Origin of the sequence: Streptomyces sp. NPDC059009 (genome assembly GCF_042740175.1) — a bacterium.
Classification (GTDB): Bacteria; Actinomycetota; Actinomycetes; order Streptomycetales; family Streptomycetaceae; genus Streptomyces.
This window is the reverse complement of record NZ_JBHYJB010000015.1, coordinates 24021-48961: the sequence shown is the minus strand read 5'-3', so window position 1 is coordinate 48961 and position 24941 is coordinate 24021. Positions and strand designations below refer to the sequence as shown.

General features: G+C 73.2%; 24 protein-coding genes. 13 read left to right on the top strand and 11 right to left on the bottom strand.

The annotated features are described in order from the left end of the window. Positions 1-15: 15 nt before the first annotated feature. Entirely contained in the window at positions 16-1458 is a 1443-nt protein-coding gene (locus ACFWYM_RS17170; protein WP_384836865.1) for a nitrate/sulfonate/bicarbonate ABC transporter ATP-binding protein, read from the bottom strand. A gap of 30 nt (positions 1459-1488) precedes the next feature. Further along, a complete protein-coding gene (locus ACFWYM_RS17165; RefSeq protein WP_384836862.1) occupies positions 1489-3171 on the bottom strand; it encodes an ABC transporter permease in 1683 nt (560 codons plus the stop codon). Positions 3172-3522: 351 nt separating this feature from the next. Between ACFWYM_RS17165 and ACFWYM_RS17160 the strand changes: the two genes are divergently transcribed. Both ACFWYM_RS17160 and ACFWYM_RS17155 read left to right on the top strand, forming a co-directional pair. After that, entirely contained in the window at positions 3523-4275 is a 753-nt protein-coding gene (locus ACFWYM_RS17160) for an MgtC/SapB family protein (protein ID WP_384836859.1), read from the top strand. Next, on the top strand, positions 4272-5192 hold the full coding sequence (locus ACFWYM_RS17155; protein ID WP_384836856.1) for an acyl-CoA thioesterase: 921 nt from the start codon (positions 4272-4274) through the stop codon (positions 5190-5192). The genes ACFWYM_RS17160 and ACFWYM_RS17155 overlap by 4 nt, the downstream gene beginning before the upstream one ends. A gap of 82 nt (positions 5193-5274) precedes the next feature. On the opposite strand, the gene ACFWYM_RS17150 is transcribed toward ACFWYM_RS17155, so the two are convergent. After that, complete coding sequence (locus ACFWYM_RS17150) at positions 5275-5913, bottom strand: NAD(P)-dependent oxidoreductase (RefSeq protein ID WP_384836853.1); 639 nt, start codon at positions 5911-5913, stop codon at positions 5275-5277. A 326-nt stretch (positions 5914-6239) separates the two neighbouring features. Between ACFWYM_RS17150 and ACFWYM_RS17145 the strand changes: the two genes are divergently transcribed. Both ACFWYM_RS17145 and ACFWYM_RS17140 read left to right on the top strand, forming a co-directional pair. Further along, positions 6240-7787, top strand: a complete 1548-nt coding sequence (locus ACFWYM_RS17145; protein WP_384836850.1) for a sensor histidine kinase — start codon at positions 6240-6242, stop codon at positions 7785-7787. Beyond that, entirely contained in the window at positions 7775-8455 is a 681-nt protein-coding gene (locus ACFWYM_RS17140) for a response regulator (RefSeq protein ID WP_384836847.1), read from the top strand. The genes ACFWYM_RS17145 and ACFWYM_RS17140 overlap by 13 nt, the downstream gene beginning before the upstream one ends. On the opposite strand, the gene ACFWYM_RS17135 is transcribed toward ACFWYM_RS17140, so the two are convergent. Beyond that, on the bottom strand, positions 8355-9719 hold the full coding sequence (locus ACFWYM_RS17135) for a glycosyltransferase 87 family protein (RefSeq protein WP_384836844.1): 1365 nt from the start codon (positions 9717-9719) through the stop codon (positions 8355-8357). The two genes, ACFWYM_RS17140 and ACFWYM_RS17135, sit on opposite strands and share 101 nt — an antisense overlap. A gap of 4 nt (positions 9720-9723) precedes the next feature. Beyond that, on the bottom strand, positions 9724-10947 hold the full coding sequence (locus ACFWYM_RS17130; protein ID WP_384836841.1) for a Cmx/CmrA family chloramphenicol efflux MFS transporter: 1224 nt from the start codon (positions 10945-10947) through the stop codon (positions 9724-9726). 129 nt (positions 10948-11076) lie between these two features. On the opposite strand from ACFWYM_RS17130, the gene ACFWYM_RS17125 reads away from it, so the two are divergent. From ACFWYM_RS17125 to crcB (ACFWYM_RS17115), 3 genes are all read left to right on the top strand, one after another. Next, a complete protein-coding gene (locus ACFWYM_RS17125; RefSeq protein ID WP_384836838.1) occupies positions 11077-11658 on the top strand; it encodes a TetR/AcrR family transcriptional regulator in 582 nt (193 codons plus the stop codon). Between the two features lie 196 nt (positions 11659-11854). Continuing rightward, positions 11855-12406, top strand: a complete 552-nt coding sequence (gene crcB, locus ACFWYM_RS17120) for a fluoride efflux transporter CrcB (protein WP_384836835.1) — start codon at positions 11855-11857, stop codon at positions 12404-12406. A gap of 31 nt (positions 12407-12437) precedes the next feature. Continuing rightward, on the top strand, positions 12438-12812 hold the full coding sequence (gene crcB, locus ACFWYM_RS17115) for a fluoride efflux transporter CrcB (protein ID WP_384836832.1): 375 nt from the start codon (positions 12438-12440) through the stop codon (positions 12810-12812). A gap of 402 nt (positions 12813-13214) precedes the next feature. Here the strand turns inward: crcB (ACFWYM_RS17115) and ACFWYM_RS17110 are convergent, their stop codons facing one another. Further along, the gene (locus ACFWYM_RS17110; protein WP_384836829.1) at positions 13215-13568 is read right to left on the bottom strand and encodes a tetratricopeptide repeat protein; all 354 of its coding nucleotides are present in this window, start codon (positions 13566-13568) and stop codon (positions 13215-13217) included. A gap of 139 nt (positions 13569-13707) precedes the next feature. Between ACFWYM_RS17110 and ACFWYM_RS17105 the strand changes: the two genes are divergently transcribed. Continuing rightward, positions 13708-14673 (top strand): pirin family protein, encoded by a 966-nt coding sequence (locus ACFWYM_RS17105; RefSeq protein WP_384836826.1) that lies wholly within the window; start codon positions 13708-13710, stop codon positions 14671-14673. Between the two features lie 46 nt (positions 14674-14719). Here the strand turns inward: ACFWYM_RS17105 and ACFWYM_RS17100 are convergent, their stop codons facing one another. Then, positions 14720-15493: an SDR family oxidoreductase gene (locus ACFWYM_RS17100; RefSeq protein ID WP_384836823.1), complete on the bottom strand. Its 774-nt coding sequence runs from the start codon at positions 15491-15493 to the stop codon at positions 14720-14722. Between the two features lie 91 nt (positions 15494-15584). Between ACFWYM_RS17100 and ACFWYM_RS17095 the strand changes: the two genes are divergently transcribed. Next, complete coding sequence (locus ACFWYM_RS17095) at positions 15585-16205, top strand: TetR/AcrR family transcriptional regulator (RefSeq protein ID WP_384836820.1); 621 nt, start codon at positions 15585-15587, stop codon at positions 16203-16205. Between the two features lie 82 nt (positions 16206-16287). On the opposite strand, the gene ACFWYM_RS17090 is transcribed toward ACFWYM_RS17095, so the two are convergent. Next, on the bottom strand, positions 16288-16977 hold the full coding sequence (locus ACFWYM_RS17090) for a phosphoribosyltransferase (RefSeq protein WP_384836818.1): 690 nt from the start codon (positions 16975-16977) through the stop codon (positions 16288-16290). A gap of 245 nt (positions 16978-17222) precedes the next feature. Next, positions 17223-19304 carry a phosphocholine-specific phospholipase C gene (locus ACFWYM_RS17085; protein ID WP_384836816.1) on the bottom strand — a complete coding sequence of 694 codons (2082 nt, stop codon included), beginning with the start codon at positions 19302-19304 and terminating at the stop codon, positions 17223-17225. A 180-nt stretch (positions 19305-19484) separates the two neighbouring features. Between ACFWYM_RS17085 and ACFWYM_RS17080 the strand changes: the two genes are divergently transcribed. Further along, the gene (locus ACFWYM_RS17080) at positions 19485-20300 is read left to right on the top strand and encodes an amidohydrolase family protein (protein WP_384836813.1); all 816 of its coding nucleotides are present in this window, start codon (positions 19485-19487) and stop codon (positions 20298-20300) included. A gap of 3 nt (positions 20301-20303) precedes the next feature. On the opposite strand, the gene ACFWYM_RS17075 is transcribed toward ACFWYM_RS17080, so the two are convergent. Both ACFWYM_RS17075 and ACFWYM_RS17070 read right to left on the bottom strand, forming a co-directional pair. Next, entirely contained in the window at positions 20304-20978 is a 675-nt protein-coding gene (locus ACFWYM_RS17075; RefSeq protein WP_384836810.1) for a GntR family transcriptional regulator, read from the bottom strand. Beyond that, positions 20975-22159, bottom strand: a complete 1185-nt coding sequence (locus ACFWYM_RS17070) for a CaiB/BaiF CoA transferase family protein (RefSeq protein WP_384836807.1) — start codon at positions 22157-22159, stop codon at positions 20975-20977. The genes ACFWYM_RS17075 and ACFWYM_RS17070 overlap by 4 nt, the downstream gene beginning before the upstream one ends. 140 nt (positions 22160-22299) lie before the next feature. On the opposite strand from ACFWYM_RS17070, the gene ACFWYM_RS17065 reads away from it, so the two are divergent. From ACFWYM_RS17065 to ACFWYM_RS17055, 3 genes are all read left to right on the top strand, one after another. Next, entirely contained in the window at positions 22300-23475 is a 1176-nt protein-coding gene (locus ACFWYM_RS17065; protein WP_384836804.1) for an acyl-CoA dehydrogenase family protein, read from the top strand. 66 nt (positions 23476-23541) lie between these two features. Next, positions 23542-24222, top strand: a complete 681-nt coding sequence (locus ACFWYM_RS17060) for an ABC transporter permease (protein ID WP_384836801.1) — start codon at positions 23542-23544, stop codon at positions 24220-24222. Positions 24223-24250: 28 nt separating this feature from the next. Beyond that, positions 24251-24928 (top strand): ABC transporter permease, encoded by a 678-nt coding sequence (locus tag ACFWYM_RS17055; protein WP_384836798.1) that lies wholly within the window; start codon positions 24251-24253, stop codon positions 24926-24928. Positions 24929-24941: the final 13 nt, after the last annotated feature.

Here is a 24941-nt window from a genome sequence, read left to right as displayed (position 1 = left end):
CGCTGGCAGGAGGGCTCACAGAAGGGCCGCGCCCTCGTCGAGCCGGTACTCCTCCGGGTCCGCGTCGTACATGTACAGCTCCGCGTAACGGCCCCAGTCGGTGGCCGTCTCCAGCTGCTGCTCCACCTGCTCGCTGGTGTAGTGGTGGGCGAGCAGGTCGCGGAAGAAGCCCGCGCGGACGGTGCCCTCGGGCTGTCGGCGCAGGCTGTTGGTGATGAGCTTCACCAGCGGCACCTGGATCGCGGCCCGCGCGAACAGCGTCTTGGACTCCTGCACATCGGCCCCGGCGAACGCGCCGCCCACGTCCGTGAGCAGCAGGTCGTCGCCCTGGATCGTGGCGAAGCCGAGCAGGTCGAGCGCGTCGACCTGGGGGAGCATGTCGTCGATGTCCAGGCCGAGTTCGTCGGAGAGGTCGGCCAGGTCGCAGCGGCCGCCGCGGTGGGCCACCAGCTCGGCGAGGCCGGAGAAGCCGTCGACGGTGGCGGTGGGCAGCGGGGTGTTGGCCACCGTGCGCTTGTCGAGGTCCACGGGTTCCGGGCGGCCCGCGGCGCGGCCCGGCTCCCCGCCCGGGGCGGCCTGCGCGGCGGGGGCCGTCGTCTCCTTCGCCTCCGTACGGCCGGTCATGATGCGGTAGACGCGGTCGATGAGGTCCTGGAAGGCTTCCGACTCACGGTCGCGGGGCCGCTCCAGGCCCACGTCGATGGTCTCGCGGATCGTGCCGTACGGGCGGGAGCCGAGCACCACGATGCGGTCCGCCATCAGGACCGCCTCCTCGATGTTGTGGGTCACGAGCACCACCGCGCGGGTGGGGAACTGGCCCGACTCCCACAGCTCCATCAGCTCGCCGCGCAGGTTCTCGGCGGTCAGCACGTCGAGGGCGGAGAACGGCTCGTCCATCATCAGGACGTCCGGCTCCACCACCAACGCCCGCGCGAAGCCCACGCGTTGGCGCATGCCGCCGGAGAGCTCCTTCGGGTATGCCGACTCGAAGCCGTCGAGACCGATCAGGTCGATGGCGTGCACGGCGGCGCGGGCCCGCTCCTCGTCGGGCACACCCCGCGCCTCCAGGCCGAGTTCGACGTTCTGCTGCACGGTCAGCCACGGCAGCAGCGCGAAGGTCTGGAACACCATGGCCGTGCCCGGGTTGGCGCCGGTCAGCGGGGCGCCCCGGTAGGCGACCGTGCCGGAGCTCGGCGGGATGAGCCCCGCCAGACAGCGCAGCAGCGTGGACTTGCCCGATCCGGACTTGCCGAGCAGCGCCACGATCTCCCCGGCCCGCACCTTCAGGTCGATGCCCGCGAGGACCGGGAGCTCGCCGTCGGCGCCCGCGTACGACTTGGTCAGGCCGACGGTCTCCAGGAGGACCTCGCCGTCGGCGGCGCGCGGCGGCTTCGCGGACCCGGCGGCGGATCCGGTGGCGGTCCCGGTGCGCGGCTTGCGGAAGATCTTCAGCGGCATGAGCGGCTCTCAGCGGTCTCAGAGGGCGTGTCAGAGGGCGTAGCGGGTGTCGGCGAGGCGGTAGAGGCGGCGCCAGAAGAGGCGGTTGAGCCCGACGACGTACAGGCTCATCACGGCCACGCCCGCGATCAGGCGCGGGAAGTCGCCGTCGGAGGTGGCCTCGGCGATGTACGCGCCGAGGCCGGTCGCGGTGAGCGTGGTGGCGCCGAAGGTGACGACCTCGGAGACGATCGACGCGTTCCAGGCGCCGCCCGACGCGGTGATGCCGCCGGTGACGTACGCGGGGAAGATGCCGGGCAGGATCAGCCGCTTCCAGCGCTGCCGGCCGCGCACCCCCAGGTCGTCCATGGCCTCCCGCAGGTCCGTCGGGATCGCCATGGCACCGGCGATGGTGTTGAAGAGGATGTACCACTGGGCGCCGAGCGCCATCAGCAGGATGCCGCCGATGTTGATCGACAGGCCGGTCTTCAGGAAGAACCAGACGGCCAGCGGGAAGAGGAAGTTGGCGGGGAAGCTGGCCAGGACCTGCACGACCGGCTGGGCGATGCGGGTCAGCCTCGGCGAGAAGCCGATCCGCACCCCGATCGGCACCCAGATCAGTGTCGCGGCGGCGACCAGGACCACGACCCGGCCGAGCGTGATCAGGCCGAGCCACAGCGGCTTGCCGAAGACACCGAGCCCGGTGCGGTCGTGGAGGTAGAACGCGAGGTCGACCAGGCCCCACACGATGAGCCCGCCCGCGACGACGGTGAAGACCACGTCGCCGGTGCGCCGCCGCGCCGCGTCCACGGACAGCGGCCGGTCGTCGATGCCGAACACCCGGGCGGCCCGGCCGAGCCGGCGGCCCACCGGGCGGAAGAAGCGGCCGAGGGCGTCCGGCCAGTGGGAGCGCCGCAGGAAGCCGAGGACCGCGGAGCGCTGCACCTCGCTCGCCTCGGACTGCTCGTTCTTGAACTTCTCCGCCCACGCCGTCAGCGGCCGCCAGAACAGGAAGTTCACGCCGATGACCATGACGGCCATGGTGAGGATCGCCCAGCCGACCTTGCCCAGGTCCCCGTCGGCGATGGCGGCGCCCGCGTACGAGCCGACGCCCGGCAGCGCGTAGTCCTTGTTGCCGATCGTCACCGCCTCGGAGGCGACGAGGAAGAACCAGCCGCCGCCGAAGCTCATCATCCCGTTCCAGACCAGGCCGATCATCCCGGACGGCAGCTCGACCTTCCAGAACCGCATCCACTTGGTGAAGCGGAACGACCGTGACAGCTCGTCGAGTTCACGGGGGAGCGAGGTGAGGGACTGATGGAAGCTGAACGTCATGTTCCACGCCTGCGAGGTGAAGATCGCGAAGATCGAGGCGCACTCCAGGCCCAGCATGGAGCCGGGGAACAGGGCGACGAAGCCGGTGACCGCGACGGTCAGGAAGGCCAGGACCGGCACGGACTGGAGGATGTCGAGGGCCGGGATCAGCACCCGCTCCAGGCGCCGGCTCTTGGCCGCCGCATACGCGTACACGAAGGTGAAGACGGTGGAGACGGCGAGCGCCACGAACATGCGCAGCAGCGAGCGCGCCGCGTCGTACGGCAGCCGGGCCGGCGAGGTGTCGACCTTGACCGACTGCTCGGTGGAGAAGCGGACGGTGACGCCGTGGCCCACCTGCAGGGCGAGGTAGAGCAGCACGAGGACGGCCGCGGCGACCACCACGTCCACCCAGGTCATCCGGCCCTTCCACATGGCATGAACCTCCGCCCACACTGTGTCCACAGGCGCGCCGGGGCCGCGACCGTACGGGGGCGTCCGGGTGGGGCTCCGAGGCGGGCGCCTTTGCCCGTAATTGCACATATGTGCAACCATGGACGCCGTCACTTTCGCGCGGGAAGAGCCCGCGCCCGGCCGGAGAGGGGGCAGACGTGAACAGCTCCGACAGTCACAGTCCGACCAGCCCCCGTCCGGCCACCCACGGCTGCCGCTGACCGCAGCTCGCCTCTGCGCGTGCGACCGCAGCTCACCTCTGCGCGTGCCCGGACCCGAGACTCCCTCGTCCCCACCACGCCGCACGGAGGTGCCGCCATGCAGTCCCTGACCACGTTCGACTTCGCCATCCGCCTGGCCACCGGCGTCGGCTGCGGCGCCCTCATCGGGGTGGAGCGGCAGTGGCGCGCCCGGATGGCCGGGCTGCGCACCAACGCCCTCGTCGCCGCCGGAGCCACCCTCTTCGTCCTCTACAGCGAGGCGATGCACGATCCCACGAGCCCGACCCGGGTCGCCTCGTACGTCGTCTCCGGCGTCGGCTTCCTCGGCGGCGGCGTCATCATGAAGGAAGGCGCCTCGATACGGGGCCTCAACACGGCCGCCACGCTGTGGTGTTCGGCCGCCGTCGGGGTCCTCGCCGCCTCCGGGCGCCTGGAGCTCGCGCTGCTCGGCTCGGCCGCCGTCATCGCCGTGCACCTGCTCCTGCGGCCCACCAGCCGCCTCATCGACCGGGCCCCGCAGGGCAACGCCGACACCCCCACGCAGCTCACCTTCCACGTGGTGTGCGAGCGGCGCGAGGAGTCCCATGTCCGGGCGCTGCTGATCCAGCTGCTCAGCAGCACCGACCCGCGCCTGGACGGGGTGCGCATCCGCCGCGGCAAGGACGACACCACCAGCCTGGCCGCCGCCGTCACCGTCGACGGGCCGCCGGGCGCCGACATGGAACAGCTCGTCTCCCGGCTCTCCCTGGAGCCCGGCATCCGCGACCTGTACTGGCACCTCAGCGACCGGGAGCCGGGTAGCGAAGATCACATCGAGGACTTCGTTCCGTCTGGAACGATGTCGCGGTGACCGAAGCAGCCTCCCGCCCGTCGCCCCCGGGCCCCGCGCCGGACCCCGCCGCCATCACCGGCTTCGTCGACCTGCTCCGCCTCGAGGAGATCGACCGGGGGCTGCTGCGCGGCTGGTGCCACGCGGGGGCGCCGCAGCGCGCCTTCGGCGGGCAGGTCGCGGCCCAGGCCCTGGTCGCCGCCGGACGCACGGTCGACGAGGGCCGCGCGGTGCACTCGCTGCACGGCTACTTCATGCGGCCCGGGGACCCCCGCCGCCCCCTCGTGTACGAGGTGGAGGAGCTGCGCGACGGCCGCTCGTACGCCACCCGCCGGGTCACCGCGATCCAGCGGGGCGAGGCGGTCTTCACGCTCTCCGCCTCGTTCAAAAAGCCCGAACGGGACACCCCGGACCGGCAGCGCCTGATCCCCGCCCTGCCCGGCCCCGAGGAGCTGCCCGACCCCTACCAGGCGTGGGCGGCGGCCGGCAGCAGCGACTACTGGAGCACGACCGGGCGCCGCACCCTCGACATGCGCATCGTCCCGCGCGACCAGGCCGCCCTCGCGCCCGAACTGCCCGGCGTGACCCAGCAGTTCGTCTGGCTGAAGTCCGCGCAGCCGCTGCCCCCGGACGAGCCCCTCCTCCAGGTGTGCGCGCTCGCCTACCTCTCCGACCTCACCCTCGCCTCCACGGCCGCGCTGCATGTGCAGCCCCCGCGCGCCGAGCGGAAGGGACCCTCCCGGGTCTCGATGGCGTCACTGGACCACGCCATGTGGTTCCACCGCCCGTTCCGCGCCGACGAGTGGCTGCTCTTCGCCCAGCGCAGCCCCAGCTCCTCGGACGGCCGGGGCCTCGCGCACGGCGAGTTCTACACCCGGGACGGGCGCCTGGTGGCGTCGGCGGTCCAGGAGGTCCTGATCCGGCCGCGCCGGTCCTGAGGCCGTCGGTCGGTACGGGGGGGGCAGCGCAGACCGTCGGTCGGTACGGGGGGCAGCGCAGGCAGTCGTCCGGTACGGGGGGTCAGTACGCGACCGACATGCGGCGGCGCGGATGCGCGTCCTGCTCCAGCTCGTCGACGAACGCCACCGCGTAGTCCTCGGCGCTGATCCGGCTGCGCCGCTCCGAGTCGATGAGCAGCACGTCCCCGCCGAGCCGGAACGTGCCGGTGCGCTCGCCGGGCGCGATCTCGGCGGCGGGGGAGATGTACGTCCAGTCCAGCTCGGCGTTGCAGCCCCGCAGCCGGGTCAGCACGTCGTGGTGGGCGTGCGCCTCGCCCCGGAACTCGGGCGGGAAGTCCGGGGTGTCGACGAGCAGTTCACCGGGCGACACCTCCAGGCTGCCCGCGCCGCCCACCACCAGGAGCCGGGTCGCGCCGCCCGCACGCAGGCCCCGCAGGAACGTGTCGTAGAGGGCGATGAACGGCTCGCGCGGATCGGAGCCGTCGCGCGGCGGCACCAGGGCGGAGGCCACCGCGTCGTGCTCGGCCGCGAGCCCGGCCACGGTCTCGGAGTCATGGGCGTCGGCGGCGACCGCCCGGGTCCGGGGCAGCGGCGCCCGGCCGGAGCGGCTGACGGCGGTCACCTCATGGCCGCGGGCCACGGCCTCGGCGGCGATGCGGCTGCCCACCATGCCGGTGGCGCCGAACAGTACGAGCTTCATCGTCGGGTCTCCTGTCGCCCCCCAACGCCTGCGGACCCATCCAGAGAAGCACCACCCCGGCGCCCCCGCATCCCGCTCCCCGCGGCGAGCCCGGGCTGGGCCTGATCCGCTCCCGAGCAGGGCTTGATCCGCTCCTGATCCGCACCTGCATCCGGGCCTGATCCGCTCCTGATCCGGGCCTGATCCCGGCCCGACCTGGGCCTGACCCGAGCCCGGACCTTCGGGTTTTCCCTACCGCGCGGGCCCCGGCACGGCGCCTACGCTCGGTGCGGAACCAGGCACATCGCGGCGGCCGGACAGCGCGCGCGGCCGACAGGAGGACGGGGATGTCGGAGCGGAGTGAGGGGCGGGAGCTCCGCGGGGAGCAGGGGGCGTCCGAGGCGATCGCGGCGCCTGAGGAGCTTGCCGCCGAGCGGCGCGTGGCCGTGTGGGCGGCGCTGCGCGAGCCGCCGCCCGCCTTCCTGTTCTCGTCCTGGCCGCTGCGCTCCTTCGCGTACCTGTTCAGCGGCGCCCTCGTCGGCCTGCTCGCCCTCGCCGTCACCGCCGCCCTGCTCGTCGCCGGGGTCATGCTCTCGGTCGTCGGCGTGGGCCTCGTCCTGCTGACGGTCGTGGCCGTGTCCGGCGTGCCGCTCGGTGCCCTGGAGCGGCGCAGGCTGCGGCTCGTGGAACCGGTGCCGGTGCCTTCCCCGCACGCCTCGGTGGCCGGGGCCGGGCGGCTCGCGTGGCTGCGGACCCGGCTGCGGGAGCGGGCGACGTGGCGGGAGCTGGGGTACTCGGTGCTGCTCGGCCTCGTGTTCGCGGCGACCGGCGTGGGCAGTGTGCTGCTGCTCGCCTTCGCGGGCCTGCTGTTCGTCATGCCCTTGATCGTGTGGGCGGTCGCGCCCGACACCGTGATGGTGATCCCCGGACAGCCGGTCGCGGGCCCGCTGGAGGCGCTCCCGGCGACGCTCGTCGGCGCCCTCGGCCTGGCCCTGTGGGCCTATGTGGCGGCTCTGCTGGCCGGGATCCAGGTGCGCACCGCGCTGTTCCTGCTCGCGCCCCGCGACGACGGTCTCAACCGCCGCGTCGTCGAGCTCACCCGCTCCCGGGCCCGCCTCGCCGACGCCTTCGAGGCCGAGCGCCGCCGCATCGAGCGCGATCTGCACGACGGTGCCCAACAGCAGCTCGTCGCCCTCACCATGACGCTGGGCCTCGCGGAGATGGAGCTGCGCGCGAGTGCGGCGGGCGCTGGGAGCGACGCGGGCGCTGGGGGTGACGCGGGTGTTGCGGGTGTCGCGGGCGCTGCGGGTGTCGCGGGCGACGAGGCTGCTGCGGGTGTCACTGTCGACGACGGCGCCGCGCCCACCGCCGCGCCCGCTGCCCCGCCTGCCGCCGCGCCCGCTGCCCCGCCTGCCGCCGTGCCCGCCGCCGACCTCGTCGCCCGCGCCCGCGGCGAGGCCCGGCTCGCCCTCGACCAGCTCCGCACCCTCGTGCGCGGCATCCACCCCCAGGTCCTCACCGACCACGGCCTGTCCGCCGCCGTCGCCGAGGTCGCCCAGCGCAACCCCATCCCCGTGGCCGTGGACATCACCTTGCCCCGACGGCTGCCTTCCCAGGTCGAGACGATGGCGTACTTCACGGTCACCGAGGCCCTCACCAACGCCTCGAAGCACAGCGACGCCACCCACATCACGGTGCGCGGACGGCACGAGGGCGACCGCCTCGCCCTGGAGATCACCGACAACGGCCGGGGCGGCGCGGACCCCGGCGCCGGAGCGGGACTTCAGGGTCTCGCGGACCGGCTCGCGATACTGAGAGGCAGGCTGATGGTGGAGAGTCCCGTCGGAGGTCCGACCCGGCTGCGGGCGGAGGTGCCGTGCACATGCTCCGCATAGCCCTGGCCGAGGACGCCGTGCTGCTGCGCGCGGGCCTCGTCGAACTCCTCGGCCGCACCGGCCACGAGGTGACCGCGGCGGTCGGCGACGCGGACGAACTCGCGCGCGCCGTCGACGCGGACCGCCCCGACGTCGTCATCACCGACGTACGGATGCCGCCCGGCTTCCGCGACGAGGGCCTGCGCGCCGCTCTCCAGCTGCGCGCCCGCCACGAACGCCTTCCCGTCCTCGTCCTGTCCCAGTACGTCGCCACGGCGTACGCAGCCCAGCTGCTCGGCGGCGCGGGCGCGGCGGCGGGCGGGCTCGGCTACCTCCTCAAGGACCGGGTCGGCGAGGTCGCGGACTTCCTCGACGCGCTGCGCCGGGTGGCCGAGGGGCAGACGGTCATCGACCCTGAGGTGGTGCGCGTCCTGCTCCAACAGCAGTCCGCGGACCGCCCGTTGAACCGCCTCACCCCACGCGAGCGCGAGGTGCTCGCCCTGATGGCCCAGGGCCTCAACAACCAGACCCTCGCGGCCCGCCTCTCCATCACCGAGGCATCGGTGGTCAAGCACTCCAGCAACATCTTCATGAAGCTGGACCTCGACCCGACAGAGGGCAACCGCCGCGTGCTCGCCGTGCTGGCGCATCTGCGGGGGGAGGAGCGGGACGCCTCGGGGGTGGGGTGACCGGGTCGGCGAGCCGCGCCCACACCACCAGCACCACCGGCAGTGCCAGATAGCCGAACCGTCCGGCCGGGGCCAGCAGGAAGGCCACGCAGAGCCCCGCCGCGAGCCGGTCCGCCGCCGCCACCAGGCCCGAGGGCGGCCGCACCACCAGCGAGGCAGCCACCGCCAGCCCGCCGCACAGCAGCAGCCCGACCGCCGCGCACCACCCCAACCGCCCCTGTTCCGCGAGGAGATGACCCGGCAACGGGCTGCTCGCGGGGGTCTGTACGGCGCCCCGCCCCGTCGGGAAGGCGAGGACCTGCTCGACCAGGGCGCCCGGTGAGAGCAGCGCGCTCGGCAGGACGACGAGGACCGTCCCGGCCACCGCGACCCCCGTCGCCCGCAGCGCCGCCCGGCCCCCGTACGCCACGGCGAGCAGCGCCGCAGCCACCGCGATCGCGGGCCACGCCGTCCACTTGAGCGAGCAGGCGGCGGCGAGCGCGAGCCCCGTCGCGACCGGCCGCCCCCGCGCGGCACAGGCGAGGGCGAGCGCGCACAGGCCCGTGAGCGGCAGGTCGACCCCGCTGACGCACAGCGGAAGCGCGACCACGGGCGAGGCCACCAGGGCCGCAAGCCCTGGCCCGTACCTGCACCCGTATTCAAGAGAAGGGGTGCCCGCCGGTGAACTCCCCTGTCCCGTACGGCGCGTGGGGTGCCCCAGCATCATCCGTCCACCCCGCAGGCACATCAGGAACGCGGCCGCGCACCAGACCCTGGCGTCCCCGAGCAGCCGCGCCACCCAGTCGTCCGCGCCGAGCCCCGCGCGCGGTACCCCGAACACGGCCATCCCCGGCAGGTACGGGGTGTACTCGCCGACCGAGCGCGGGTGCGGCAGATACGGCGTCGCGTGCTGGAGCAGCAGCGTCCCCGAGCGCTCGATGACGCCGACCTCGCTCTGCGCGCGGGCCGTGAGGACCAGATACAGGAGCGGCACCACGACGGCCCCGGCCAGCGCGAGCACCAAGGACGCCGTGCGGGCGCGCGGGCGGGGGAGGCCGCACGCGGTGGCAGCGGCGGCCGCGTAGCCCACGGCCGCGCACACGCCCCACACCCGGTGGGTCTCCAGCTCCGAGACGAGCGGGAAGGCCGCCGCCCACGCGGCACACAGCAGCAGGCCCGCGACCCAGGCGGGTCGGCGGGCCCACCACGGTCCGTCGTGCGGGAGCCGTGCCGCACGACGTCGCTGACCTGCGTGAACTGACTGATCTACGAGGAGAGTTGCCACTCAGTCATTGCAGCCGTACCGGTACAGGACGGTCATCACGGCTGAGTCGAGACTTCTCACTCCGGTTTTCCCCACCGTCCCTCCTGTTCTGCAGCCGCCCCGCCCACACCGCGCCCGCGAGCCCGAGCCCGCCGAGCGCGGCGCCGACCCACGCCACGGCCGCGAAGCCGAAGCCCGCGCTGATCACCAGGCCGCCCAGCATCGGAGCGAGGGTGTTGCCGACGTTGAAGGCCGAGGTGTTGACGGCCCCCACCAGGTTCCCGGCGCCCGGCGCCAGCGCGAACACCCGTGACTGCAGGGCCGGGTTGGTGACGTAGCCGGCCACGCCGAGGACGAAGACCAGGACCACGGTCGCGGCCGTGCTCCGAGCCGTGAGCGCGAGCAGCGCCGAGGCGGCCGCGAGGGTCCCGGTGCCCAGCGCGAGGACGCGGATCGGGAACTGCTCCGCGAGCCGCCCGCCGACCGCCATCCCGAGCAGCCCGCCGACCCCGAACAGGGCCAGGACCGCGGGCACCCAGCCCTCGGAGACCCCGCTCACCTCGGTGAGGACCGAGGCGAGATAGCTGAAGGTGACGATGACGCCGCCGAAGGCGCAGGCCGTGATCGCGTACGAGAGCCACAGCTGCGGCCGGGCCATGGCGCGCAGCTCCGCACGGACGGAAGGCGCACCTTCGACGTCGCTGCGCCCGCCCGGCACCGCGAACACCGTGCAGACCAGGCTGACGGCGGTGGCCGCGGCGACCGCCCAGAACGCGGCCCGCCAGTCGGCGACCTGGCTCAGGACGGTGCCCGCGGGCACGCCCACGATGGTGGCGAGCGTGAGCCCGCTCGCCACGACGGCGACCGCCTTGCCGCGCGCCGCCGCCGGCACGAGCCCCACCGCCGTGGCGACCGCGACGCCCCAGAACCCGGCGTACGCGACCGCGCTCACGATCCGTGTGGCGAACAGGAGTTGATAGCCGGAAGCCACCGCCCCCACCACGTGCGCCGCGCCGAACACGGCCTGGAGCGCGACCAGGGCGGTGCGCCGCGGCCAGCCGATGGTGGCGACCGCGAGCAGCGGGGCGCCCACCACCATCCCGACGGCGAAGGCCGAGATGAGCAGTCCCGCGTCCGGGATGGATACGTTCAAGTCGGCGGCCATGCCGGGCAGCAGGCCCGCCAGCATGAACTCCGAAGTCCCCTGGGTGAAGATCCCCAACCCGAGGATGTAGACGGCCAACGGCACGATGTCCCCTCCCGTGTCCCCTGTGTGTGCTGCGCTGCGTTCGCTGCGCGGGGCACGACGCTAACACGTTTTGAAGCACTCGCTTCAAAACGGCGGATGAAGGTGCCCCGGGCCCGTAGGCTTGGCCGCATGGCGCGACCCAGGAAGTTCGACGAGACCCGTGTCCTCGACGCGGCCATGGACGTGTTCTGGCGCCACGGCTACGAGGGCACCTCCACGCGCGACCTCACGGAGCGCACCGGGGTGGGCCCCTCCAGCCTGTACGGCGCCTTCGGCGACAAGCGGGCCCTCTACCTGCGGGCCCTGCGCACGTACTACGAGTCGGCCACCCGCGAGCAGGTCGCCCTCCTGGAGGGGCCGGGCCCGGCGCGGGACCTGGTGCGCGAGCTGATGACGCACGCGATCGACATGGACCTCGCGGGCGAGGACGGGCGCACCGGCTGCTTCGCCATCAACGCGGCCGTGGAGATGGCCGGTTCGGCCCCCGAGGTCCGCGCGGAGGTGGACCGGCAGTTCAGCACGGTCGAGGCCGCGCTGCGCGAGACGATCGCGCGGGGTCAGCGCGCGGGCGAGTTCACCGCCGACGGCGACCCGGGGACGCTGGCGCGACAGATCCTGAGCACGTACTACGGGCTGCGCGTCCTCGCCCGGGTGCGCTCGGACCGGCAGGCGCTCCTGGATGTGGTGGAGAGCGCGCTCGCCGCCCTGTGAGCCCTGTGGCCCCGGCCCGGCGTGCGCGCGCCGGGGCCCGGAGGCTAGCCTGAACACGGCGGCGATCTTCGAGGTCGCCGCGCGGCGGTGGGGCCCGCCGTACCCGAACCGCGGCGAAGGCGCCGCCAACGGTCCCTGCTTGCGAACGAGCGCGCCCGTGTACCTGCGTACGGGGCGCCTGGCGAGTAGGAGAACCATGTCCAGTGGCCCCCAGCCACCGTCGTCCGAAGCGGCTGCCGACGCCGACGCAGTCCGGGACGCCGTGGCCGAACCCATCGATCCGGACGCGGCGGACGTCCCCGACGCCGACGACCTGCCCACGTCCGCGCGGCGCCGCGCCGCGGCCCGCGAACTGGGACCGGTCGTGGCCGCCGTCTCCCTCGGTGGCGCCGTCGGCGCGTCCGCCCGCTACGGCGCCTCGCTGCTCTGGCCCACCGCCCCCGATGCCTTCCCGTGGACGACGCTCCTGGTCAACGCCGTCGGCTGCGCGGTGATGGGCGTCTTCATGGTCCTGATCACCGACGTCTGGCCGACCCACCGCCTGGTCCGCCCGTTCTTCGGGACCGGTGTGCTCGGGGGCTTCACCACGTTCTCCACGTACGCGGTGGACGTCCGGCGCCTCGTCGACGCCGGGCGCGCCGGGACCGGCCTCGCCTATCTGGCCCTGACGCTGCTCGTGGCGCTCGCGGCGGTCTGGGGAGCGGCGGACCTCACGCGCCGCGTCGTCGCGCGGGAGCGTGCGAAGTGAACGGGGCGCCGAGGCGAAAAGGGGCGCCGAAGTGAACTGGCTGCTGGTGATCGTCGGGGCGATGGCCGGCGCCCCGCTCCGGTTCCTCACCGACCGCGCCGTGCAGGCCCGGCACGACAGCGTCTTCCCCTGGGGGACCTTCACCGTGAACGTCGTGGGCAGCCTGGTGCTCGGCCTGGTGACCGGCGCGGTGACCGCGGGCGCCGGCTCCTCCGACCTCCAACTCCTCGTCGGCACCGGCCTGTGCGGGGCACTCACGACCTATTCGACCTTCTCGTACGAGACGCTGCGCCTGGCCGAGTCCGGGGCGCGCTTCTACGCGGCGGCCAACGCGGTGGCGAGCGTGGTGGCGGGGCTCGGCGCGGTGTTCCTGGGCGCCGCGCTCGCAGAGGCGCTGTGGACGTAGGGGGAGCGGGCGGAGTGGGGGTCTCCTGGCGCGGCCTTCCGGCGCGGGCCTCCGGATGAAGAGGCGCGCGACGGAGCGCACGGCGCGGGAGTCCGCCCGCGCCCCCTACGGCACAATCCCTCGGCCGCCGGGAGATCAGCCTCCCGACAGGGTCGAGGAAACCTCCGCCGCCCGCTGCGGAGCCGCCGTCGCGGCTCGGGCGGTGGTCGCCGTGAGTGCCTGGGCCGCGAGCGGCACGCCGCGCCTCTTCATGCGTAATTCCCCTCAGTCTCCGCAGAGTTGAAGTTGCGGCAATTGTGGCGACAGTCGACGGCCGGGGCTAGAGAGGCGCCCCAACTAATGCGCATTAGTTGGGGCGCCGTGCGGGGTCTGTGGTCCGTACCAGGTGTCGGCCGACCAGGGCTACGACGCGTCCGCCGGGAATTCCCCGCCGAGCGCCGCGGCCATCCGCAGGTGCGGCTCGGCCTCCGCGTCCCGGCCCTGCCGCTGGAGGGTGCGCCCCAGCATCAGCCGGGCGTACTCCTCGACCGGATCGCGCTCCAGGACGGCGCGCAACTCGCCCTCGGCGCGGCGCAGTTGGGCCGAGTGGTAGTAGGAGCGGGCCAGCAGGAGACGCGGGGCGACCTGCTCGGGCACCTCGGCGACCAGGCCGTCGAGGACGCGCGCCGCCGTGGCGTACTCCTTGGCGTCGAAGAACTGCCGCGCACGCTCCCAGCGCTCCGCGGCCGTCCCGTGGTCGTAATACGTCATCTCCACCGCTGTCTCCTTGCCTCCTCGTCGTGGGCCGGGTGAGTACTCCGGTCTTCGACGGTGGACAACGGCCCTCGATAGTCAAATATTCCACTATCGCGTCCGCGCCTGACGGGCGGCGTCCCGCGCGGCTAGGTTGTGCGCCATGAGCAATCTTGATCGCGAGGCAACTCCCGCCCTGTGCGGCGGTCGCGGGTTCGTCGTCGCCGAGCCGGTGCGGGAACTCCTCAGCCCCCGCAAGGTGAAGCTCGGCGAGTCCACCGAGGTGCGCCGGCTGCTGCCCAATCTGGGCCGCCGCATGGTCGGCGCCTGGTGCTTCGTCGATCACTACGGCCCCGACGACATCGCCGACGAGCCCGGCATGCAGGTCCCGCCCCACCCCCACATGGGCCTGCAGACCGTGAGCTGGCTGCACGAGGGCGAGGTGCTGCACCGCGACAGCGTCGGCAGCCTGGCGACGGTCCGCCCCCGCGAGCTGGGCCTGATGACCTCGGGCCGGGCCATCTCCCACTCGGAGGAGACGCCCCGGGAGCACGCCCGCTTCCTGCACGGCGCCCAGCTCTGGGTGGCCCTGCCGGACGCCCACCGGCACACCGAGCCCCACTTCGAGCACCACGCGGAGCTGCCCCGGGTCACCGCTCCGGGGCTCACCGCGACGGTCGTGCTCGGCACGCTCGACGACGCCACGTCCCCCGGCACGACGTACACCCCGATCGTCGGCGCCGACCTGGCGCTCGCGCAGGGCGCCGACGTCCGGGTCCCCCTGGAGCCGGACTTCGAGTACGCGGTTCTGTCCATGTCCGGCGAGGCCCACGTGGACGGCGTCCCGCTGCTCCCCGGCTCCATGCTCTATCTGGGCTGCGGCCGCACCGAACTCCCGCTGCGCGCCGCGTCGGACGCGGGCCTGATGCTCCTCGGCGGCGAGCCGTTCGAGGAGGAGCTGATCATGTTCTGGAACTGGATCGGCCGCACCCAGGAGGAGATCGCGCAGGCCCGCGAGGACTGGATGACGGGCACGCGCTTCGGTGAGGTCAAGGGCTACGCCGGCGCCCCGATCCCGGCACCGGACCTGCCGCCGGTCCCGCTGAAGCCGCGGGGGAGGGTGCGCTGACGCGCTCCTGAACCAGATGTCGGGGGTGCCGGGGCCGGGGCCGGAGTCAGAGCCCCGCACCGCCCGTCGCGTCGATCGTGCGGCCCGTGACCCAGCGGGCGTCGGGAGAGGCGAGGAAGGCCACGATGTCCGCCACGTCGTCGGGGCGGCCGATGCGGCCGAGGGCGGCCAGGGACGCCGCGTGGGCCTCGGCCTCGGGGTTGCCGCGCAGCCAGCCCGCGTTGACGTCCGTGTCGACGATTCCCGGGGCCACCGAGTTCGCCGTGATGCCGCGGGCGCCCAGTTCCTTGGCCAGGTTGAGGGTGAAGGTGTCCAGGGCGCCCTTCGTGGCTCCGTACGCGATGGCCTCCGGCATGGCCAGGCGGGCGGCGCCGCTGGAGATGTTGATGATCCGGCCGCCGTCGCGCAGCCGCTTCAGGCCCTCCTGGACGATGAAGAACGGCGCTCGTACGTTGACCGCGAAGACCTCGTCGAAGCCGTCCTCCGTGAGGGCGGCCAGGTCCGAACTGCGGCCGATGCCCGCGTTGTTGACGATGATGTCCACGGACCGCTCCGGGGCGAACGCGTCGATCCCGGCATCGAAGCCCGCCCAGAGCGCGGCAGCGTCCCCGTGCCGCCCCAACCCGGCGCGGACCGCGAACGCCCGGCCGCCGTCCTTCTCGATGCGTCGGACGACTTCCCGGGCCGCCTCCTCGTTCCGTGCGTAGGTCAGCGCGACCACCGCGCCGTCGCCGGCGAGCCGCTCGGCGATGGCCCGGCCGATGCCCCGGCTGCCGCCGGTGACCAGTGCGATCCTGCCCTCAAGTGCCTTTGTGGACATGGTGATTCAGCGCCTTTCGAAGGTGAGCATCATTTGTTGAGTGAGCGCTCAAGAAAGAATCTAGCACGCTTTCTTGAGTGGTCGCTCTAAAATGTGCGGCATGAGTGAGACGCCCCGGCGCGGCAGACCGCGCACCTTCGACAGGGAGGCCGCCCTCGCGGCGGCGACCCGCCTCTTCTGGCAGCGTGGCTACGAAGGCACCTCCATCGGCGAGCTGACCGAGGCCATGGGAATCCGCCCCGGCAGCCTCTACGCCGCCTTCGGGGACAAGAAGTCCCTGTTCGGGGAGGTGCTCGACAGCTATGGGCGATCGCCGGCCGGAGCCTTCGCGGGCGTCGCGCTCCAGGAGGAACCCACGGCGTACGGGGCGTTCGCCCGCATCCTGCGCGAGGCCGCCGCGATCTACCCCGACCCCGCCCACCCGGCGGGCTGCCTCGCCATCAGCGCGGCCACCAACGTCACCGTGCAGGACACCGACGTGCGGCACCTCCTGCGCGACCTGCGGAACAAGAACGTGGCCGGGTTCGAGGCCCGCCTCCGCGAGGCCCGGCGAGCGGGTGAACTCCCCGCCGGGGCGAGCCCCCGGGCCCTCGCCGACTACTTCGCCACCGTCCTCCAGGGCCTCTCGCAGCGCGCCCAGGACGGGGCCACGGCCGCTGAGCTCGGCGCGGTCGCCGAGCTGGCGCTCGCCGCCTGGCCGGGGCGGGGCTGACCGCGCGACCTCTCCCGGAGGCGAGGCGGGGCGAGGCGGGGCGAGGCGGGGCGAGGCGGGGCGAGGCGGGCGCGCGTGTGCGTCAGTCGCCCGGCACCGCCCGTGCCGCCGGGCGCCGTGCGCGGCGGTCGTGCTCTGCCAGGACGCGGAGCACGTCGTCGTCGGTGAGCTGGCCGAAGTCCTGGTACCAGAGGCCGACGGCCTCGAACGGCTCGGGCTGGTGGAGGGCGACGAGGTCGGTGGCCTCCTCGTGGAGGAGCCGGGCCGCCTGGCGGGAGCACACGGGCACCGCCAGCGTCAGATGGCGGGGCCGGCGGCGGCGCAGGGAGCGCAGCGCGGCGCGCGCGGTCGCCCCGGTGGCGAGGCCGTCGTCGACGACCACCACCGTCCGGTCCGCCAGTTCGGGCGCGGTACGGCCCCGCCCGTACCGCTCCGTGCGGCGCCGCAGCTCCGCCCGCTCCCGCTCGACCTCGGCGGTGAGGTCGGCCGGGGTCAGGCCGAGCCGCTCCAGGGTCCGCTCGTCGAACAGCGGCGGGTCGTCGCCCGCGAGCGCCCCGACGGCGAGCTCTCGCTGGAAGGGCGCGCCGACCTTGCGGGCCACCAGCACGTCCAGCGGGGCGTCCAGGGCGCGGGCCACCTCGTCGGCGACGGGGACGCCGCCGCGCGGCAGCGCGAGGACGGCCAACGGCCCCGGCAGGGAGCCCTCTTCATGATGTGCGCAGAGCCGGGCGGCGAGGGCCCGTCCGGCCTGGGCGCGGTCCCGGAATCGCATGGGTGGCGCTCACCTCACCTCCGCGTCGTGGTGCGCGGCCCGGGTGCCCCGCACGGACCCGGGGAAACGGAGCCGGGCCGGTGCGCTGAGCGAGCGCGGCCGGGACAGGGCGTCGAAGGCCCCGCGGGTGTCCGCGTCGCGGCGCAGCTCACCGTCGACGCGGGCCCGCAGGGCCCGAGGCTGCCGCTCCGCACCCGGGTGCGGAGCGGCGACCGCCGTGCTGAGCCGGGCGCAGCCCAGGTGGCTCAGCCCGTGATCAGCGCCGGGTCGCTCACCCCCGCCCGGCCGGTCTCCACCCGCCCCGCGAGCCGCCGCAGGAACCCCTTGTCGGCGTCCGAGACGACGCTGACGTCGTACCAGCGCTTGCTGGTGCGCAGGTCCACGGTGTGGTGCACGGTCGCACCGGGCTTGACCTTGAAGGTCTCCTTGGTGCCGCCGTAGGCGTTGCTGACCGTCAGGTTCACCTCGGCCGAACCGGCGTTGGTGAGCGTGAGCCTGAGGTTGCCGGTGGCCTTCTCGTGGCGCGCCTCCACCTCGGGTCCCGCGGTCTTGGCGGAGTTCTTGAAGACGCGCAGGAAGCCGTTCGGCCCGTACACCCACAGGTCGTGAGCGTCCTTCGAGTACTCCGGACTCCAGGTGTCGGAGACGGCCCCGCCCCCTTGTGTGGTGTACGTCCACGGGCCGTCGGTGCGGTTGCCGGAGCGCACGTGGAAGCAGGCGCCGGCCGACTCGCCGCTGCGGAAGGTGAGTTCGAGCTTCCCCGACGACGGGGAGAGCGCGGCGTCGACGCGTGGTGCGTAGGGGAGCGGGCGCGAGGGGCGGGAGCCCTTCTCCTGCTGGGGCAGCGCCGGGTTGGCGGGGGCGTGCGGGACGTAGTCCGGGTGGCGCTTGCGGTCCGGGGGCCGGTACCCGTCGGTGTCGGGCAGGTCGGCCGGGTCGGTGTCCTTGCCGGTGAAGTCGAACGCCGAGGTGAGGTCACCGGCGATGGCGCGCCGCCACGGGGAGATGTGCGGCTCCTTGACGCCGAAGCGCTTCTCCATGAACTGGATGATCGACGTGTGGTCGAAGACCTCGGAGTTCACGAAGCCGCCCGTCGACCACGGCGAGACCACGATCATCGGCACGCGCTGCCCGAGCCCGTAGACGCCCTCGTCGTAGTCGGCGTCCCCGGGGAAGTAGTCGAGCTTCGTGTCGACGGCGGACTTGCCCTGGCTCGCGTCCTTGGGCACGTACGGCGGCACGACGTGGTCGAAGTAGCCGTCGTTCTCGTCGTACGTGATGAACAGGGCCGTCTTGGCCCACACCTCGGGGTTGGAGGTGAGGGCGTCCAGGACCTGAGAGATGTACCAGGCGCCGTAGTTCACCGGCCAGTTGGGGTGCTCGCAGAACGCCTCGGGTGCGGCGATCCAGGAGATCTGCGGGAGCTTGCCCGCCTTGACGTCGGCCTTGAGCACGTCGAAGTAGCCGTCGCCCGCCTTGGCGTCGGTGCCGGTGCGGGCCTTGTCGTAGAGCGGGTCACCGGGCTTGGCATTGCGGTACTTGTGGAAGTACATCAGCGAGTTGTTGCCGTAGTTGCTGCGGTACGCGTCGTCGATCCATCCCCACTTGCCCTTCTCGCTCATCCCGTCGCCGATGTCCTGGTAGATCTTCCAGGAGATCCCGGCCTTCTCCAGGCGCTCGGGATACGTCGTCCAGTCGTACCCGGCCTCCTGGTTGCCGAGGACCGGGCCGCCGCCCTTGCCGTCGTTGCCGACGTGGCCGGTGAACATGTAGTAGCGGTTGGGGTCCGTGGCGCCCATGAACGAGCAGTGGTAGTCGTCGCAGATCGTGAACGCGTCCGCGAGGGCGTAGTGGAACGGGATGTCCTCGCGCGTGAGGTGCGCCATCGTCCCGATGCCCTTCGCCGGGACCCAGTTGTCGTACTTGCCGTTGTTGAAGGCGCTGTGGCCGCCCGCCCAGTCGTGGTCGAGGCCCGCGATGAACTGCATGCCGAGGTCCTCGGCGTCCGGGTGGAACGGCAGCGTCTCCTTGCCGCCGTTGTCCTCCTGGTGCCAGACGGACTTCCCGCTGGGCAGCGAGACGGGACGGGGGTCGCCGAAGCCCCGTACACCCCTCATCGTCCCGAAATAGTGGTCGAAGGACCGGTTTTCCTGCATCAGGACGACGATGTGCTCGATGTCCTCGATGGACCCGGAACGGCGGTTGGGGGGTATGGCCGAGGCCCGGTCGATGCTGTCGGTGAGGACCGCGACTCCGGCGCCCGCGCCCGCGGCACCCGCGGTGACGCCCGCGATCTGGAGGAAGCGGCGGCGGTTGAGGTGAGACATGGATGTTCCGTGCTTCGTGGGGGGAGTGGAGCGAGTGCAGTGTGTCAAGGAAGGGGATGGCCGGGTCAAGGGGGGTGTGATGAGGTGGGCACCGAGCGCCGCACAACAGGCGCCGTGGCAAAGGCGCATGGGAAAGAGTGAAGGGGAGAGGGTTTGGACGTGTCAGGCAGGGGCAGCCGCGTGTCAGTGATCGACGTGTGGGCGCAGCACCCCACCCTCCGCCTCAGCAGGCACGAGATGTTCGCCTCGCTGCGCCGCTGGACCGGTGAGCCCGCCGAGCTCACCGAGGAGCTGCCGGTGGCGGCGACCCTCGCGGCGATGGACGCGGGCGGCGTGGCACACACGCTGCTCAGCGCCTGGCACGGGCCCGAGGGCGAGCTGATCTCGAACGACGAGGTCGCCGCCTTCGTCGCCCAGGCGCCCGACCGGCTGTCCGGCGTCGCCTCGGTCGATCTGCGCAGGCCGATGGCGGCCGTGCGGGAACTGCGGCGCGCCGTGCGCGACTTGGGGTTCAAGGCGCTGCGCGTCGTGCCCTGGCTGTGGGAGCTGCCGCCCAACGACCGCCGCTACTACCCGCTGTACGCGGAGTGCGTCGAGCTCGGCGTCCCCTTCTGCACCCAGGTCGGCCACACCGGCCCGCTGCGCACTTCCGAGACGGGCCGCCCCGTCCCGTATCTGGACGACGTCGCCCTGGACTTCCCCGAACTGACCATCGTCGCCGGGCACATCGGGTACCCGTGGACGGAGGAGATGGTCGCGCTCGCCACCAAGTACCCCCACGTCCACATCGACACCTCCGCCTACACGACCCGCCGCTACCCGCCCGAGCTCGTCCGCTATCTGCGCGCCCACGGCCGGCACAAGGTCCTCTTCGGCACCAACTACCCCATGATCACGCCGGAGAAGGCGCTCGCCGAGCTGGGCTCGCTCGATCTGGACGAGGAGACGACGGAGCTGTTCCTCGCGGGGAACGCGCGGCGGGTGTTCGGGCTGTAGCTCTCAGCCGGGCGGCGCCAGGTCGATCACGTTCCGCAGCGCAGCGACCGCGTGCGCGCGGTGCTCGTCGAGCAGCCGCACCGCCGTCTCCGTGTCGCCCGCGCGCAGCGCGTCGAGCACCCCGCGATGCTCGTGGACGACCCGCTCCCGGTTGGGCCCTTGCGTGTAGTAGAGCGAGCGGTAGGCGTCGGTCGAGTCCCACAGGGTGCCGATGAGGCGCACCAGGCGGGGCATGCGCGAGGCTTCGATGAGGGCGAAGTGGAAGCGGCGGTTGGCGGCCGCCATCGCCGTGACGTCCCCGCTCGCGCCGGTCCGCTCGACCTCCTCCTGGGCCTCTTCGAGGACGCCGAGCAGCTCCGGGCCCAGGTGCGCGGCGGCCTCCCGTACCGCCTCGGCCTCCAGGATCTCCCGCAGCCGGTAGATCTCCCGCAGATCGTCGAGCGACAACTCCGTGACGTAGTAGCCGCGGTGGGCGTGGTGCACCACCAGGCCCTCGCCCTCCAGGATCTTCAGGGCCTCGCGCAGCGGCACCCGGCTGACGTCGAGCCGGGCCGCGAGGGCGTCCTGCCGGATCGGCCGCCCGGGGCGCAGCTCGCCGGTGGTGATGGCGTGCCGCAGCTCGGCGAGGACGAACTGCTGGGCTGTGGGCGGCCGTCGGCGTTGCAGAGCTCCGCTCATCGCCGCTCCCTCCGTTCGCCCGTGCCGGTCAGGCCGAGCTCGGCCAGGACCGCCTCGGTGTCCTCGCCGAGCCGTGGCGGCGCCGTCCGGTAGGCCGCCGGGGTCGCGGCCAGGGCGATGGGGTTCGCGACCTGTCCGGCCGGTGCGGGGCGGCGCGGGTCGTCGAGGTCGACCCGGGCGGGCAGGCCCAGCTTCTCGGCGAGCGTGAACGCCGCGTCCAGGTCGTTGATGGGGCCGCACGGCACCCCGGCCGCGGTGAGCTCCTCGAACCAGGCGTCGGCCGTACGGGAGGCCAGCGCGTCCGAGAGCGCGGCGGTCAGCTCCTCGCGGTGCGCGACCCGGGCGGCGTTGGTGGCGAAGCGGGCGTCGGCGGCGAGACCGGGCCGTCCCAGGCACGCACAGAGCGCCGTGAACTGCCGGTCGTTGCCGACCGCGAGGACCAGTGGCCGGTCCGCGGCGTCGAAGACCTCGTACGGCGTGATGCTCGGATGCCGGTTGCCCAGCGCGGACGGGACCACGCCGGCGCCCACGTACGCGGCCGCCTGGTTGGTCAGCGCCGACAGGAGCGAGGTCAGCAGCGAGACCTCCACGCGCTGGCCCGCGCCGGTGCGCTCGCGGTGGCGCAGGGCGGCGAGCACACCCAGGCCCGCGTGCAGCCCCGTGATCACGTCGACGAGGGCGACCCCGGCCTTCGTGCCCGGGCCGCCCGGCTCCCCGGTCACGCTCATCAGGCCGCCCATCGCCTGCACGAGGAGGTCGTAGCCGGGCAGCCGCGCGCCCTCACCGGCGCCGAATCCGGTCACCGAGCAGTACACCAACTCCGGGTGCTCGGCGCGCAGTTGCTCGTAGCCCAGGCCGTGGCGCTCCATGGTGCCCGGCCGGAAGTTCTCCACCAGGACGTCGGCGCGCGCCACGATCGCGCGGGCCGTCGCCCGGTCCCGCTCGTCCGTGAGGTCCAGGGCGACGGAGCGCTTGTTGCGGTTCACGCCCAGGAAGTAGGTGGCCTCGCCGTCCACGAAGGGCGGGCCCCACGCGCGGGTGTCGTCCCCGGAACCGGGCCGCTCGACCTTGATGACGTCGGCGCCGAGATCGGCGAGGAGCATCGTCATGTACGGGCCCGCGAGCACCCTGCTGAAGTCGGCCACCACGACGCCGGAGAGCGCACCTGCCGGATTACACATGCCCCGGAACCTACGGACCCGGCAAGGGAAATTCAATACTGGATCCAAAATCCGAAGTGCGGCTAGGGTGCCCACGGGCCTGACCGGCGGACCGGACCGGACCGGCGGGCGGCCCCCACCACTCACTCCAGGAGGCCGGAATGAAGTCGTCGCCCGTGCACCCCTTCGATCTGCTGGCCATCGACGGCCTGCTGAGCGACGAGGAGCGGCAGATCCGCGACACGGTACGGACGATGGGGGAGCGGGAGCTGCGCCCGCACGTCGCCGAGTGGTTCGAGGCGGGCGCCATCCCGGCCCGTGAACTCGCCCGCAAGCTCGGCGAGCTGGGCGTCCTCGGCATGCACCTGGAGGGCTACGGCTGCGCGGGCACCAACGCCGTCTCGTACGGCCTCGCCTGCCTGGAGCTGGAGGCCGTCGACTCCGGCCTGCGCAGCCTGGTCTCGGTGCAGGGCTCCCTCGCGATGTACGCGATCTGGAAGTACGGCTCCGAGGAGCAGAAGCAGCAGTGGCTGCCCGGCATGGCGGCGGGCGAGAAGATCGGCTGCTTCGGCCTCACCGAGCCCGACGCGGGCTCCGACCCCGGCTCCATGCGCACCCACGCCAAGAAGGACGGCGCCGACTGGGTCCTCAACGGCACCAAGATGTGGATCACCAACGGCTCCGTCGCGGACGTCGCCGTGGTCTGGGCCCGCACCGATGAGGGCGTACGCGGCTTCCTGGTCCCCGCAGGGACCCCGGGCTTCAGCGCCCCCGAGATCAAGAAGAAGCTCTCCCTGCGCGCCAGCGTCACCAGCGAACTCGTCCTCGAGGACGTACGGTTGCCCGCCGACGCCCTGCTGCCCGGCGCCCGCGGCCTCTCCGGCCCGCTCGGCTGCCTGAACGAGGCCCGCTTCGGCATCATCTTCGGCGCGCTCGGCGCCGCCCGCGACTGCCTGGAGACGGCCCTCGCCTACGCCGCCGACCGCACCGTCTTCGAACGCAGCCTGGCCTCCTACCAGTTGACCCAGCAGAAGCTCGCCGACATGGCCGTCGAGCTCGGCAAGGGCATGCTCCTCGCCGTCCACCTGGGCCGCCTCAAGGACGCCGGGACGCTCGCCCCCGAGCAGGTCAGCGTCGGCAAGCTCAACAACGTCCGCGAGGCCATCGAGATCGCCCGCCAGTGCCGCACCGTCCTCGGCGCCAACGGCATCACCCTCGAATACCCGGTCCTGCGCCACGCCAACAACCTGGAGTCGGTCCTCACCTACGAGGGCACCAGCGAGGTCCACACCCTGGTCATCGGCAAGGCCCTGACGGGTGAGGCCGCCTTCCGCTGAGCCGCCCGGCCCCCGTACGGGCCAGCAATACGCGCCGTCACCCGCCCGCAGCGCTGGAATGGACGGGTGACCGCGCCCCCGGACGACTGCCTCGCGCGCAACGAGTGGATCTGCGGCGACTATCTGAGCACCCGCCGCCAGATCCTCCTCGACGCGGTCCTCCAGCACCTCCAGCTCACCGCGGTCTCCGTGCTGATCGCCCTGGTCATCGCGGTGCCGCTGGCCGTCGTCGCCCGCCGCTGGCGGCTCGCCGCGGGCCCGGTCCTCGCGGTCACGACGATCCTCTACACGATCCCGTCGCTCGCGATGTTCTCGCTGCTCCTGCCCGCATACGGGCTCTCCGCCTCCCTGGTCGTCGCGGGCCTCGTCCTCTACTCCCTCACCCTCCTCGTCCGGAACATCCTCGCCGGGCTGCGCGCCGTCCCCGAGGAGACCCGGCAGGCCGCCCGCGGCATGGGCTACGGCCCCATCCGGCTGCTCCTCGCCGTGGAGCTGCCGCTCGCCCTGCCCGCCGCCATGGCCGGGCTGCGCATCGCCACCGTCTCGGCGGTCTCCCTCGTCACCGTCGGCGCCATCGTCGGCTTCGGCGGCCTCGGCAATCTGATCTACGCGGGCATGAACACGTACTTCAAGGCGCAGGTCCTCACCGCGTCCGTGCTCTGCGTGGTCATCGCGATCGCCGCCGACCTCCTGCTCCTGGGCGTACAGCGCCTCCTCACTCCCTGGACGAGAGCGAGCCGCTCATGACCGGCACGGACCCGAAGGCGGCCCCCGTATGAAGACCCTCACCGACGCCTGGGACTGGCTCACCGACTCCGCGCACTGGGCGGGCGACGACGGCATCTGGCACCGGCTCACCCAGCACCTCGTCCTCACCGTGGTCTGCCTGCTGCTGAGCTGTCTGATCGCGCTGCCCATCGCCCTCGTCCTCGGCCACCTCGGCAAGGGCGGGGCGCTCGCCGTGAACATCTCCAACATCGGCCGCGCCGTGCCCACCTTCGCGGTCCTGGTGCTGCTCCTGCTCACCCCGATCGGCACCTGGGGCGAGGGGCCGACCGTCGTCGCCCTGGTCCTGTTCGCGGTGCCGCCGCTGCTCACCAACGCGTACGTGGGGATGCGCTCCGTCGACCAGGACGTGGTGCGGGCCGCGCGGGGCATGGGCATGACGGGCGGCCAGATGCTCCGGCGCGTCGAGCTGCCCCTGGCGCTGCCGCTGATCCTCAACGGGGTGCGGATCGCCGCCGTCCAGCTCGTCGCCACGGCCACCATCGCGGCGCTCGCGGGCGGCGGCGGGCTCGGCCGCATCATCACGGCGGGCTTCAACCTCGCCAGCACCCCGCAGGTGGTGGCTGGGGCGGTCCTCGTCGCGGCCTTCGCGCTGCTCGTCGAGGGGATCTTCGAGGTCGCGGAGCGGCTCGCGCCGGGATGGGCGCGGGGGAGGGCGGCGGAATGAGGCAGAGTCCGGC